Annotated in this window: 11 protein-coding genes; 9 read left to right on the top strand and 2 right to left on the bottom strand. The window is 69.0% G+C overall.

Translation table 11 applies throughout. The annotated features are described in order from the left end of the window. Positions 1-4 precede the first annotated feature (4 nt). Together miaB and AWC17_RS28880 are read left to right on the top strand one after the other, a co-directional pair. On the top strand, positions 5-1,513 hold the full coding sequence (gene miaB / locus AWC17_RS28885) for a tRNA (N6-isopentenyl adenosine(37)-C2)-methylthiotransferase MiaB (RefSeq protein WP_197089790.1): 1,509 nt from the start codon (positions 5-7) through the stop codon (positions 1,511-1,513). Next, the gene (locus AWC17_RS28880; protein WP_167385659.1) at positions 1,501-2,118 is read left to right on the top strand and encodes an Rv2732c family membrane protein; all 618 of its coding nucleotides are present in this window, start codon (positions 1,501-1,503) and stop codon (positions 2,116-2,118) included. The genes miaB and AWC17_RS28880 overlap by 13 nt, the downstream gene beginning before the upstream one ends. On the opposite strand, the gene AWC17_RS28875 is transcribed toward AWC17_RS28880, so the two are convergent. Beyond that, positions 2,115-3,476, bottom strand: a complete 1,362-nt coding sequence (locus AWC17_RS28875) for a DUF349 domain-containing protein (protein ID WP_085165577.1) — start codon at positions 3,474-3,476, stop codon at positions 2,115-2,117. The two genes, AWC17_RS28880 and AWC17_RS28875, sit on opposite strands and share 4 nt — an antisense overlap. Positions 3,477-3,906: 430 nt before the next feature. On the opposite strand from AWC17_RS28875, the gene AWC17_RS28870 reads away from it, so the two are divergent. The 6 genes from AWC17_RS28870 (at position 3,907) to AWC17_RS28845 (ending at position 10,144) form a co-directional block, all read left to right on the top strand. Then, positions 3,907-4,875, top strand: a complete 969-nt coding sequence (locus tag AWC17_RS28870) for a DMT family transporter (protein WP_046186957.1) — start codon at positions 3,907-3,909, stop codon at positions 4,873-4,875. 36 nt (positions 4,876-4,911) lie between these two features. After that, entirely contained in the window at positions 4,912-5,601 is a 690-nt protein-coding gene (locus tag AWC17_RS28865; protein WP_085165575.1) for a class III extradiol ring-cleavage dioxygenase family protein, read from the top strand. Positions 5,602-5,608: 7 nt separating this feature from the next. Continuing rightward, positions 5,609-6,532 carry a tRNA (adenosine(37)-N6)-dimethylallyltransferase MiaA gene (miaA, locus tag AWC17_RS28860; protein ID WP_047323310.1) on the top strand — a complete coding sequence of 308 codons (924 nt, stop codon included), beginning with the start codon at positions 5,609-5,611 and terminating at the stop codon, positions 6,530-6,532. 4 nt (positions 6,533-6,536) lie between these two features. Next, complete coding sequence (dapF, locus tag AWC17_RS28855) at positions 6,537-7,421, top strand: diaminopimelate epimerase (RefSeq protein ID WP_085165573.1); 885 nt, start codon at positions 6,537-6,539, stop codon at positions 7,419-7,421. A gap of 46 nt (positions 7,422-7,467) precedes the next feature. Further along, positions 7,468-8,889, top strand: coding sequence for a GTPase HflX (gene hflX, locus AWC17_RS28850; protein WP_085165572.1), 1,422 nt, complete (start codon positions 7,468-7,470; stop codon positions 8,887-8,889). Positions 8,890-8,983: 94 nt separating this feature from the next. Next, the gene (locus AWC17_RS28845) at positions 8,984-10,144 is read left to right on the top strand and encodes an acyl-CoA dehydrogenase family protein (protein WP_046184816.1); all 1,161 of its coding nucleotides are present in this window, start codon (positions 8,984-8,986) and stop codon (positions 10,142-10,144) included. Positions 10,145-10,185: 41 nt separating this feature from the next. Here AWC17_RS28845 and AWC17_RS32360 read toward each other — a convergent pair whose 3' ends face one another. After that, complete coding sequence (locus AWC17_RS32360) at positions 10,186-10,377, bottom strand: hypothetical protein (RefSeq protein ID WP_141224848.1); 192 nt, start codon at positions 10,375-10,377, stop codon at positions 10,186-10,188. A gap of 362 nt (positions 10,378-10,739) precedes the next feature. Between AWC17_RS32360 and AWC17_RS28835 the strand changes: the two genes are divergently transcribed. Then, positions 10,740-12,902, top strand: a complete 2,163-nt coding sequence (locus AWC17_RS28835) for an LGFP repeat-containing protein (protein ID WP_085165568.1) — start codon at positions 10,740-10,742, stop codon at positions 12,900-12,902. Positions 12,903-12,911 lie beyond the last annotated feature (9 nt).

Here is a 12,911-nt window from a genome sequence, read left to right as displayed (position 1 = left end):
TTCGATGGTGGTGCGAGAGGCCGTGGCGGGTGATGCCGCGCCGGTGCGCACCTACCAGGTCCGCACGTACGGCTGCCAGATGAACGTCCACGATTCCGAGCGGTTGGCCGGTCTGCTGGAAGCGGCCGGCTACCAGCGCGCGGTCGAGGGCGCAGACGCCGACGTGGTCGTCTTCAACACCTGTGCCGTCCGCGAGAACGCCGACAACAAGCTGTACGGCAACCTCAGCCACCTGGCTCCGCGCAAGCGCGGCAACCCCGAGATGCAGATCGCGGTCGGGGGGTGCCTGGCCCAAAAGGACCGGGACGCGCTGCTGCGCAAGGCACCTTGGGTCGATGTCGTGTTCGGCACGCACAACATCGGATCGCTTCCCACGCTCCTCGAACGGGCCCGGCACAACCAGGCCGCTCAGGTGGAGATCGCCGAGTCGCTGCAGGAGTTTCCGTCGGCGCTGCCGAGCGCACGCGAATCGGCCTACGCCGCTTGGGTTTCCGTCTCGGTCGGATGCAACAACAGCTGCACCTTCTGCATCGTCCCCTCTTTGCGGGGCAAGGAGGTCGACCGCAGCCCGGCCGACATCCTGGCCGAGGTGAGAGCGCTGGTGGACGACGGCGTGCTCGAAGTCACGCTGCTGGGCCAGAACGTCAACGCCTACGGGGTGTCCTTCGCCGACCCGGCGCTGCCCCGCGATCGCGGTGCCTTCGCGCGGCTGCTGCGGGCCTGCGGGGACATCGACGGACTGGAACGGGTGCGGTTCACCTCCCCGCATCCGGCCGAATTCACCGACGACGTCATCGACGCCATGGCGCAGACGCCGAATGTCTGCCCCGCCCTGCACATGCCGCTGCAGTCGGGCTCCGACCGGGTGCTGCGCGCGATGCGGCGTTCGTACCGGGCCGAGCGCTACCTCGGCATCATCGATCGTGTTCGCGCGGCCATGCCGCACGCCGCCATCACCACCGATCTGATCGTCGGGTTTCCCGGCGAGAGCGAAGAGGACTTCGCGGCGACGCTGGATGTGGTGCGGCAGGCCCGGTTCGCGGCCGCGTTCACCTTCCAGTACTCCAAGCGGCCCGGCACGCCGGCCGCCGACCTTGACGGGCAGCTCCCGAAAGCCGTTGTCCAGGAACGTTATGAGCGGCTGGTCGAGCTGCAGGAGCAGATCTCGCTGGAGGGCAATCGCGCGCTGGTCGGCCAGACCGTGGAGTTGCTGGTCGCCGCCGGTGAGGGGCGCAAGGACACCCGCACGGCGCGGATGACCGGCCGCGCCCGCGACGGCCGCCTGGTGCACTTCAGCGCCGATGACCGGGTGCGACCCGGGGATTTCGTCACCGCGGTGGTCACCCAGGCCGCACCGCACCACCTCATTGCCGACGCCGGCGTCATCAGCCATCGCCGCACCCGCGCGGGCGACGCGCACGCCGCCGGGCAGCGCCCTGGCGGCATCGGTCTCGGCATGCCTGCCGTCGGACCGCCCACCGACCCAGTCGAACCCCTTGGATGTGCCCGATGAACGAAGAACACCCCGGCTTCCATGCCCTGCGCAACGAAATCGAGGCCGCCGAGCGTCGTGTGGCGCGCGGATTCGACCCGGGCCCACGCGGTTTCGTCGTGGCGATCCTGGTCTTCGTGCTGCTGGGATCGTTCATCCTGCCGCACACCGGCGCGGTGCGGGGCTGGGACGTGTTGTTCAGCAGCCACGGGGCCGGCGCGGCCGCGGTGGCGTTGCCGTCGCGGGTGTTCGCCTGGCTGACCCTGGTGTTCGGTGTCGGGTTCTCCATGCTCGCGTTGGTGACGCGGCGCTGGGCGCTGGCCTGGATCGCGCTGGCGGGTTCTGCGCTTGCCGGTGCGGCGGGGCTGTTGGCCATCTGGTCCCGCCAGACGGTGGCCGCGGGGCATCCGGGACCCGGGGTTGGGCTGATCGCGGGCTGGATCATCGTCCTCGCGCTGAGCTACCAATGGGCCAGGGTGGTGTGGTCGCGGACCATCGTGCAACTGGCGGCCGAGGAGCAGCGGCGCCGAGTCGCGGCACAGCAACAGTCGATGACACTGCTCGACAGCCTGGACAACGGGCCCGAGCAGCCGGGGGACCGGGCGCCCCAAGCTCCCGAATCCTAGGACTTACGCGTCAGCGCCTCGGCGGCCGCCTGCGCCCACTGCCGCCACTGTTCGGCGTTGGCCGTGGCCTCTTCGGCCTCTTTGGTACGGCCCGCCGCCGCGGCCTTCTCGGCCTGCTGCTCGTACTGCTCGGCGCGAATGCGGAACTGCTCGGCGCGGGCCTGCGCCTGGGGATCCGACCAATCGGCCTCGCCCGCGTCGCGCACCGTCTTCTCGACCGCGCGCAGCCGACGCTCCAATTCGGCGGACCGTTCCCGGGGCACCTTGCCGATCGCGTCCCATTTCTCGGCGATCGAGCGCAGCGCCGCCCTGGCCGCGTCCTGATTGCTGGTGTCGATCTTCTCCGCTTCGGCCAGCAGCGCCTCCTTGGCGGTGGCGTTGGCCCGCAGCTCCGCGTCCTTCTCGGCCGTCGCTGCGTTGCGAGCCGTGAAGAAGACGTCCTGGGCCGCCTTGAACCGCCTCCACAGGGCATCGTCGACATCCCGGGCCGCCCGGCCCGCCGCCTTCCATTCCATGAGCAGCTTGCGGAATTCAGCGCTGGTGGCCGTCCAGTCCGTCGAATCGGACAACTCCTCGGCCCGCTCGCAGAGTCGTTCCTTGGCCTGGCGAACGCCCAGTCTTTCCCGGTCCAGTTCGGCGAAATGGGATCCCCGCCGGCGGTTGAAGGTTTCCCGGGCCGCCGAATAGCGCTTCCACAGCGCGTCGTCGACCTTGCGGTCCAGGCCGTTGATGGTCTTCCACTCGTCGAGGATGGCCCGCAGCCGGTCGCCGGCGGCCTTCCACTGCGTCGAGTTGGTGCCCAACTCCTCGGCCTCGGCGGCCAGCGCCTCCTTGCGCGCGGTCTGGGTGGCGCGATGCTCGTCGCGGCGGGAGCGCTCCTCGGCGACGGTGGCCCCGACGTGGTCGATGAGGCTGGTCAACCGGCGTGCGAGCGCGTCGATGTCGCCCAGCACGGTCGCCGTCGGCAACGTGTCGGCCAGCTCGGACGCATGGGCTTTGATCTTGCGGGCGTCACCGGTTCCCGCCGCCAGCCGCTCCTCCATGAGCGTGACCTCGGTGGCCAGGTCGTCGAAGCGTCGGCCGAAGTGGGCGAAAGCGGCTTCCCGGTCACCGGCCTGCCAGGAGCCGACGATGCGCTCGCCGGCGGCGGTGATCAGCCAGACCGTGCCGTCGTCGTCGACGCGCCCGAACTGATGCGGATTGCTCCGCGGGGGCGCCGGCACCGGGTGGGCGGTGGGCCGCGGCCCCGGTCTCGTCGGCCGGGGACCGGGACGCGGTCCCGGGCGTGGCACCGGGCCTGAAACCGGTTGGGCCACCGGGCCACCCGGATCTCCGCCGTGGGATTCGTCAGCGGTCATGAGCTCGTCACCTACCCTTCGCGCGGTCGGTATACCGCGCACCTGCCGCGCGTAGCGGCACCATCTGCTGCACCTGTGGGCGGGCCATCGCGGCTCTCCCAACAGCTGCTTAACAGTATTCAAGCAGCTTGGCGGCCCATCCGCCGCCACCCTGATCTTCCCGCTCGGGATGCATCGGCGCGGCGGCCGCCCGGATCAGGAGTGGTGCCCTGGCCGCGGCCGGCGTAACCCCGGCGGGTGTAACCGGATCGCAGCGTTACCCACAGCCCTTACATAGGTTGATGAAGTATCAACAAGGGGTGATTCGCTCAGTGAGCAGCGGCGTGGGCAACCTCATACTGTTGTTGCTGAACTGATCGCAAATTTTGCGTGTATTTCCCCGAACCCGAGGGAAAGCTGGTCGGGGCAGTCGTGAGGTGAGGGGTCGCTCATGTCGAAGGTTGATGTCGCGGCGTTGATCGCGCTGTGCGCGGCGTTGGCATCCGCCGTGGGCGACGTGATCCGTCAACGCTCGGCGCAGGAGATAACCGACAAGGAGGTCGGCCATCTCGAGCTGTTCCGCATGTCGTTGCGGGACAAGCGGTGGTGGTTGGGCGGCCTGGCGGCGATCGTCAACTACAGCCTGCAAGCCGGGGCTCTGGCCTGGGGCTCGGTGGTGTTGGTTACCGCGCTGCAGGTGACCGCGTTGCTATTCGCCCTGCCGATCTATGCGCGGCTGACCAAGCGCCGGGTGACCCGGTGGGAGTGGGTGTGGGCGGTGGTACTGGCCGGAGCCCTCGCGGTGGTCATCATCGTCGGTGACCCAGCCTCCGGCGATCAGCGCGCATCGGTCGGGACGTGGGCCATCGTGGCCGCGGTGGTGGTGCCGCTGCTGGTGGCGTGTGTGGTGGCCGCGCGGATCTGGTCGGGCAGCCCGTTTGCTGCCGCGCTCCTTGCGGTGGTGGCGGGTTCGGCGTTGGCGTTGTTTGCTGTGCTCACAAAAGGCATCGTCGAGGTGGGTGAGGACGGCCCGTTGGCCGTGCTGACCGCCCCCGAGTTCGTACCCTGGCTCCTGCTGGCGCTGACCGGGATGATCTTCCAGCAGTCGGCGTTCCGGGCGGGTGCGCTGACGGCCTCGATGCCGACGATGACCGTGGCGAAGCCCGTGGTGGCCGGTTTGCTTGGCATCTTCGTGCTCGGCGAAACGCTGAACGCCGACGGGCCCAAGGCCTTCATCCTGATCGCGGCGGTGGCGGTGGTGATCGTGGCAACTGTCGCGCTGGCCCGCGGCGAGGCCGCCACCATGGTCGCGGAGACCGGACGAGACGACGGAAGCATCACCCCAGACACGTGGTCGTCCGAAGACGGCGAGGCGGGCCCTTTTAGCGACCCCTTCGTTGCGGCGACGGCCGAGGCCTAGAGCACACCCGCGCCGGCGAAACGCTAGTTTGGTGGCGTGCTCAGCGGCATTGCCATCATTCCGTCGGCGCCATTGCTGGTGCCCAAGCTCGCCGGGGCCGCCGCCGCGGAGGTGACCGACCTGGTGGCGGCGGTGCTGGCGGCGGCCGCCCTATTGCCCGCGCGCTGGACCGTCGTCGGGAGCGCGGAGCGCGACGCCGTGTTGAGCCCCGAAACGACCGGCACTTTCGCGGGTTTCGGCGCGGACCTACCGGTTCGGCTTTCCCCGCGCGCCGAGTCCGGGCCGCCCGCCGATCTGCCCGTGTGCGCCTTGCTGGCCGCCTGGGTCCGGGGCCAAGTCCGGCCCGACGCGACCGCGCAGGCCCACATCTACTCCGCCGACCATGACGCTGAGACCGCGCTGGCTCACGGCCGGCGCTTGCGCGCCGAGATCGACCGGTCACCGGAGCCGATCGGGGTGCTGGTCGTCGCCGACGGCGCGAACACCTTGACACCGGCCGCCCCCGGCGGGTACGACCCGGGCAACGCCGACGCGCAGCTGGCCCTCGACGACGCGCTGGCAACCGGTGACGTCACCGCCCTGACGCGGCTGCCGCGGCAGATCCTGGGCCGGGTCGCCTTTCAGGTGCTGGCCGGCCTGGCCGAACCCGGACCGCGATCGACCAAGGAGCTGTACCGGGGTGCGCCCTACGGCGTGGGCTACTTCGCCGGCGCCTGGCAGCTCTGAGGTGGCCGTGCGACCACTGGCGATCATCGGCCCCACCGGAACCGGCAAGTCGCAGCTGGCACTCGACGTCGCCGAACGGCTCGAGGCCGGCGCGGAAATCGTCAATGCCGACGCGATGCAGCTCTATCGCGGAATGGACATCGGCACCGCCAAGCTTCCCGTCGACCAGCGCCGCGGCGTCCCACATCACCAGCTCGACGTCCTGGACGTCACCGAGACCGCGACCGTCGCCCGGTATCAGCGCGCCGCCGCCGCGGACGTCGAGGCGATCGCCGCCCGCGGCGCCGTGCCCATCATCGTCGGCGGCTCCATGCTCTACATCCAATCCCTGCTCGACGACTGGGCGTTCCCCGCGACCGATCCCGCCGTGCGGGCGCGCTGGGAGCAGCGGTTGGCCGAGGTCGGGGTGGGCGGTCTGCACGCCGAGCTGGCCCGTCGCGACCCCGCTGCCGCGGCGGCCATCCTGCCCACCGACGCGCGGCGCACCGTGCGGGCGCTCGAAGTGGTCGAGCTGACCGGACAGCCGTTCGCCGCGTCGGCACCACGCATCGGCCCCCCGAGGTGGGACACCGCCATCGTCGGGCTGGATTGCGAGACAACGATTCTGGACGAACGGCTGGCCCGGCGCACCGACGCCATGTTCGACCAGGGCCTGGTCGACGAGGTGAGCGCGCTGCTCGGCCAGGGCCTGCGCGACGGGGTCACGGCGTCGCGCGCCCTGGGCTACGCCCAGGTGATCGAGGCGCTGGACGCCGGCGGCGGCGCCGATCGACTGCGCGACGCGCGGGAACAGACCTACATGGGCACCCGACGCTATGTGCGCCGGCAGCGGTCGTGGTTTCGCCGCGACCACCGGGTCCACTGGCTGGACGCGGGCGAGGGCGCCCGGCTCGTCGACGAAGCCCTGCGAGCCTGGGGCCACGTATCCTGAGCAGGTGATCTTCGCCAAGGGCCATGGCACCGAGAATGACTTCGTGGTGCTCCCGGACGCGCAGGCCACACTCGACCTCACCGCGGCCCGGGTGGCCGCCTTGTGCGACCGGCGGCGCGGACTGGGCGCCGACGGAGTGCTGCGGGTGACCACGGCCGGTGCGGCCCTGTCGGCCGGCGTGCTCGACCGGCTGCCCGACGGTGTGGCCTCCGCCGACTGGTACATGGACTACCGCAACGCCGACGGTTCCGTCGCCCAGATGTGCGGCAACGGCATCCGGGTGTTCGCGCATTACCTGCGGGCCAGCGGGATGGAAGCGCGCGACGAATTCGTGGTCGGGTCGCCGGCCGGCCCGCGGCCGATCACCGTGCACCACTCCGATGCCACCCGTGCCGACATCAGCGTCGACATGGGCAAGGCCAACGCGCTCGGCAGCGGAGGGCCGGCCTTTGAGGCGACAGTCGGCGGCCGCCGGTTTTCCGGCCTGGCGGTCGACGTGGGCAATCCCCACCTGGCGTGTGTGGATCCCGACCTGACCGCCGATGAGCTGGCACGACTGGACGTGGCGGCGCCGGTCAGCTTCGACCAAGCCCAGTTCCCCGAGGGGGTCAACATCGAAGTCCTCACCGCACCGGCCGACGGCGCTGTGCGGATGCGGGTGCACGAGCGGGGCGTGGGCGAGACCCGTTCGTGCGGCACCGGGACGGTCGCGGCCACGGTGGCCGCGCTGGCGGCCGCCGGTGCGGACACCGGCACCCTCACGGTGCGGGTACCGGGCGGCGACGTCGTCGTCACCATCACCGCCGCCACCAGCTACTTGAGGGGGCCGTCGGTACTGGTGGCCCATGGGGAGGTCAGCGGGGAATGGTGGGACGCGCAGGAGCGTTAATTCGAGTGCACGGCGCCGATTCGCCGTGCATCATCTTGTATTGCCTATGACACATCCCGAATTCTCTAATCACGCTGTGCCGGAACCTAGCGACGGCGAACTGGCCCTGGAAGAACGGTCGGCGCTGCGCCGCGTCGCCGGTCTGTCCACCGAACTCACCGACGTATCCGAAGTCGAGTACCGCCAGCTTCGGCTGGAACGCGTCGTACTGGTCGGCGTGTGGACCGACGGCTCCGCCGCCGACAGTGAGGCCAGCATGGCCGAGCTGGCCGCCCTGGCCGAGACCGCCGGCTCCCAGGTGCTCGAAGGGCTTATTCAACGCCGCGACAAGCCCGACCCGTCGACCTACATCGGCTCGGGCAAGGCCCAGGAGCTACGCGAAGTGGTGCTGGCGACCGGCGCCGACACCGTGATCTGCGACGGTGAACTGTCCCCTGCGCAACTGACCGCGCTGGAAAAGGCGGTGAAGGTCAAGGTCATCGACCGCACCGCGCTGATCCTGGACATCTTCGCCCAGCACGCCACCAGCCGGGAGGGTAAGGCCCAGGTATCGCTGGCCCAGATGGAGTACATGCTGCCGCGGCTGCGCGGCTGGGGTGAGTCGATGTCCCGGCAGGCCGGTGGCCGCGCCGGCGGCAGCGGGGGAGGCGTGGGCCTGCGCGGTCCCGGTGAAACCAAGATCGAGACCGACCGCCGCCGCATCCGGGAGCGAATGGCCAAGCTGCGCCGCGAGATCAAGGACATGAAACAGGTCCGCGACACCCAGCGCAGCCGCCGCCTGCAGAGCGACGTGCCGTCGGTCGCCATCGTCGGCTACACCAACGCCGGCAAGTCGAGCCTGCTCAACGCGCTGACCGGAGCGGGGGTGCTGGTGCAGGACGCCTTGTTCGCCACGCTGGAGCCCACCACCCGCCGCGCCGAGTTCCCCGACGGTCGCCCGCTGGTGCTCACCGACACCGTCGGGTTCGTCCGGCACCTTCCCACCCAACTGGTCGAGGCGTTCCGCTCGACGCTGGAGGAGGTCGTCGACGCCGACCTGCTGCTGCATGTGGTCGACGGCTCCGACGCCAATCCACTGGCCCAGATCAATGCGGTGCGCGAGGTGATCTCCGACGTTATCGCCGACCACCACGGTGACCCGCCGCCCGAACTGTTGGTGGTGAACAAGGTCGACGCCGCGAGCGGCCTGATGTTGGCCAAGCTCCGACACGCGCTGCCCGGCGCGGTGTTCGTCTCGGCAAGGACGGGCGAAGGGATCGACGCCCTGCGGCACCGGATGGGCGAGTTGGCCGTTCCCGCTGATACGGCCGTGGACGTGGTGATTCCGTACCACCGCGGTGACCTGGTGGCCCGGCTGCACGCCGACGGGCGCGTGCAGCAGGAGGAGCACAATCCCGACGGCACCCGGATCAAGGCCCGGGTTCCGGTGGCGCTGGCCGGTCGCCTGCAGGAGTTCTCGACCGACTGATCTCCTCGACGACCCGACCCCCGCCGGCTGCCGACCAACCGTCTGGTTGGTATATGTTGGGCGACAGAGATTCCAGTCGCCGGAGGTCATCCACATGGGCAGTGCCGTCAAGTACCAGCGCACTCTTTTCGAGCCGGAGCACGACCTGTTCCGTGAGTCCTATCGGGGCTTCCTCGATCGCCATGTCGCGCCCCATCACGACGAATGGGAGAAGGCGAAGATCGTCGACCGCGGCGTGTGGCTCGAGGCCGGCAAGCAGGGCTTCCTCGGCATGGCGGTGCCCGAGGAATACGGCGGCGGGGGCAACTCCGACTTCCGGTACAACACGATCATCACCGAGGAGACCACCGCCGGTCGCTACAGCGGGATCGGGTTCGGCCTGCACAACGACATCGTGGCGCCGTACCTGCTGGCCCTCGCGACCGAAGAGCAGAAGCAGCGCTGGCTGCCGAAGTTCTGCAGCGGCGAGCTGATCACGGCGATCGCGATGACAGAGCCGGGAACCGGCAGCGACTTGCAAGGCATCAAGACCCGCGCCGTCAAGCAGGGCGACCACTACGTGCTCAACGGTGCAAAGACGTTCATCACCAACGGAATCAACTCCGACTTGGTGATCGTGGTGGCGCAGACCGACCCGGACAAAGGGGCGCAGGGCTTTTCGCTGCTCGTCGTCGAACGCGGCATGGAGGGCTTCGAACGCGGCCGGCACTTGGACAAGATCGGGCTGGACGCGCAGGACACCGCCGAGTTGTCGTTCACCGACGTCAAGGTTCCCGCCGAAAACCTGCTGGGGCAGGAGGGCATGGGATTCATTTACCTGATGCAGAACCTGCCGCAGGAACGGATTTCGATCGCCATCATGGCGGCCGCGGCGATGGAGCAGGTGTTGGAGCACACGCTGCAATACACCAAGGAGCGCAAGGCATTTAACAAGCCGATCGGCAGCTTCCAGAACAGCCGCTTCGTGCTTGCGGAACTGGCGACCGAGGCGACCGTGGTGCGCATGATGGTCGACGAGTTCATCCGGCTGCACCTGGACAAGAAGCTGACGGCGGAACAGGCGGCAATGGCCAAGTGGTACTCCACCGAAAAGCAGGTGCACCTGATCGACCGTTGCCTGCAACTGCACGGCGGCTACGGCTACATGCGCGAATACCCCGTTGCCCGTGCTTATCTGGACGCGCGGGTGCAAACCATCTACGGCGGCACGACCGAGATCATGAAGGAGATCATCGGCCGCAGCCTCGGGGTCTAGCCCTAACACCGTTGGTCGACAACGCCACCGGGCCGGCCAATTCACGCGCTGATGGCAAACCGATCAAAGCCCGCCACGCAACCGTTTTTCGGGCGGATCGCTGAAGAGTTAATGGCTTCACGTACCGTCGGCGCATGTGTTGTGGGTACGTCGCCCGCGTAATGGCGCATTGCCAAGCCGAAAAGCGCGACGCCGCTGAGGAGCCGGGCAAGTTCGGCAACACCTGCGGGCACGGAATCGTTACGTGCGACGGCAGCCGTGGCCTATTGCGCAGGCGGGCGTCGGGTTCGGGTGTCGGCACGATTACCCATACATCGCGCGGCGAGCGATGGTGCGGTTGGTCGCGATTTGAGCGTGGCTATGCATCATTTCGACATCGGCGTGGTATCCGTTTTTGTAATATTCGTGATTTGACTTCGCATTTTTCGTTGGCTGGAGCAAAGTTGTGCGAGCCCGGCGATAATGCGGATCTAAACGGGGTTGTTTCCCCGCGGTCGGACTATGGCCCGCTCGCCGGCTGTGCAGGTGCGGGCATAGCCGCTGATTGGGGCATAGCCGTCGGCTGGGAGGCTGGGTGAACGGGCAGAGAGGTCACATGCGCAGGCTGGTCGCGAGCGCGCTGGTCAGCTTGACCGCCACAGCAATAGCCGTCGCCTTGCTGGCGCCTCCGGCAGCGGCGTCTCCTATCGGCGACGCCGAGGCGGCCATGATGGCGGCCTGGGAGAAGGCCGGCGGCGAAGGTTCACCGCTGGGTCCCCGGAAGGGCGATGTGTACCCCGCCGGCGACGGTTTCGCGCTGGACTTCGACGGCGGCAAGATGTTCTTCACCCCGGCGACCGGCGCCAAATTCGTCTATGGGCCGATCCTGGACAAATACGAGATGCTGGGCGGGCCCGCCGGCAGCGATTTGGGCTTCCCCGCCATCAACGAAGTGCCCGGCCTCGCCGGTCCCGACAGCCGCGTGTGCACCTTCTCGGCCAGCGACAAGCCGGTGATCTTCTGGACGCCCGACCACGGCGCGTTCGTCGTGCGCGGAGCGATCAACGCCGCCTGGGACAAGCTCGGCAGTTCCGGCGGCGTGCTCGGGGTCCCGGTCGGCGACGAAACGTACAACGGCGAGGTGTCCGCGCAGAAGTTCAGCGGTGGTCAGGTCTCCTGGAACAGGCAGACCAAACAGTTCAGCACCGAGCCACCGGCACTGGCCGACCAGTTGAAGGGTTTGCAGGTGGCGATCGATCCCACCGCGGCCATCAACATGGCCTGGCGTGCGGCCGGCGGTCCCAATGGGCCGTTGGGGGTCAAGAAGGGCGCGCAATATCCGATCGGCGGCGACGGGATCGTCCAGGACTTCGCCAACGGCAAGGTGTATTTCAGCCCGGCCATCGGCGCCAACGCCGTCGAGAGCAACATCCTGGCCAAGTACGAGTCACTGGGCGGACCGGCCGGCAGCGACCTGGGTTTCCCCACCGCCACCGAAGCCGACGGCGGCATCCCGTCCAGCCGCGTCGTCCCGTTCTCCGGTGCCGATAAGCCGGTGATCTTCTGGACGTCAGAGCGCGGCGCGTTCGTAGTACGCGGGGCCATGAAGGCGGCGTGGGACAAGCTCCGCGGACCGACCGGCAAGCTGGGCGCGCCCGTTGCCGACCAGGCCGTGGACGGTGACGTCGTCTCCCAACAGTTCGCCGGCGGCAAGATCTCGTGGAACCGGGCGAAGAACACGTTCAGCACGGATCCGGCCAACCTCGCGCCGTTGCTTTCCGGCCTGCAGGTGTCGGGCCAGAACCAGCCGAGCAACTCGGCGATGCCCGCGCACGCCAAGGGGTTCACGTGGCAGTGGTGGTGGCTGCTGGCCGCCATTCCGGTGCTGGTGCTGATCGTCTTGGCGGTGTTGGTGGCCTTCGGTTGGCGTCGGCGTCGCGCCGGACGCGAGGGCGCCGTCTACGAGCCCCACCGCGACCTCGATGTCGGTTACGACGCCGCAGGTGACCAGCACTGGGGGCACGACGACGTCCTCAGCGAGCATTTCGCGCGTCCGCCGGAGGCCCCCGATGCCCAGGCCGCCGGTCGGGTCAGCTGGCGGCGGGGCGGCGCGGACGAGGGTCCATTCGGGGTCGAAGAGGAGGACCCCGACGCGGTGGACACCGACTCCTTCTCCGTCGTCTCACCGGCGGCCCTGTCGGAGGCCGGCTACCCCGAAACCGAAGCCGAATACCCCGAAACCGATTACGCCGAATCCGACTACGCCGAAGCGGATTTCGTCGAAGCCGAGTACGTCGACGTTGAGCATGAGGCCGCCTACCCGGAGGCCGACCACGCGGACGATGACTACGTGGAGGCGGAGTACCTCGACGTCACCGTGCCGCATACGCCTCCGGACGCCGAGTTCGACGGCGGCGCCCCCGAGGCGGCCGCGCCCGAGGCCGAGTATCCGGATGTTGCGATACCGCACGTGTCAGCCGACGTTGCCGAGGAGGAGGCCGCCGCTCCGGAAGGCGTCGCATCCGAGCAGCGTGGCGGGCGGCACGCGGCCGTGGACGACGAGGACGGCGGCGCGGGGGCGGGCGAGCCCGGACGCCCGACCATCCACCTACCGCTCGACGACCCCTACCAGGTGCCCGACGGATACCCGATCAAGGCCAGCGCCCGCTCCGGGCTGTACTACACGCCGGGCAGCGAGCTCTATCACGACACGCTCGCCGAAATCTGGCTGTCCAGCGAAGAAGTGGCGCAGGCCAACGGTTTCGTGAAGGCGGACTGAGTCAGCCGG

Source organism: Mycobacterium nebraskense, assembly GCF_002102255.1.
Classification (GTDB): domain Bacteria; phylum Actinomycetota; class Actinomycetes; order Mycobacteriales; family Mycobacteriaceae; genus Mycobacterium; species Mycobacterium nebraskense.
This window is presented reverse-complemented; position numbering and strand designations above follow the sequence as displayed.

What these genes read in the sequence shown, in the direction of transcription:
- AWC17_RS28880 (WP_167385659.1), top strand. Translation starts at nt 1,501, where the DNA reads ATGTGCCCGATGAACGAAGAACACCCCGGCTTCCATGCCCTGCGCAAC.
- AWC17_RS28870 (WP_046186957.1), top strand. Translation starts at nt 3,907, where the DNA reads ATGTCGAAGGTTGATGTCGCGGCGTTGATCGCGCTGTGCGCGGCGTTG.
- miaB (WP_197089790.1), top strand. Translation starts at nt 5, where the DNA reads ATGGTGGTGCGAGAGGCCGTGGCGGGTGATGCCGCGCCGGTGCGCACC.
- AWC17_RS28845 (WP_046184816.1), top strand. Translation starts at nt 8,984, where the DNA reads ATGGGCAGTGCCGTCAAGTACCAGCGCACTCTTTTCGAGCCGGAGCAC.
- hflX (WP_085165572.1), top strand. Translation starts at nt 7,468, where the DNA reads ATGACACATCCCGAATTCTCTAATCACGCTGTGCCGGAACCTAGCGAC.
- AWC17_RS28835 (WP_085165568.1), top strand. Translation starts at nt 10,740, where the DNA reads ATGCGCAGGCTGGTCGCGAGCGCGCTGGTCAGCTTGACCGCCACAGCA.
- AWC17_RS28875 (WP_085165577.1), bottom strand. Translation starts at nt 3,476, where the DNA reads ATGACCGCTGACGAATCCCACGGCGGAGATCCGGGTGGCCCGGTGGCC.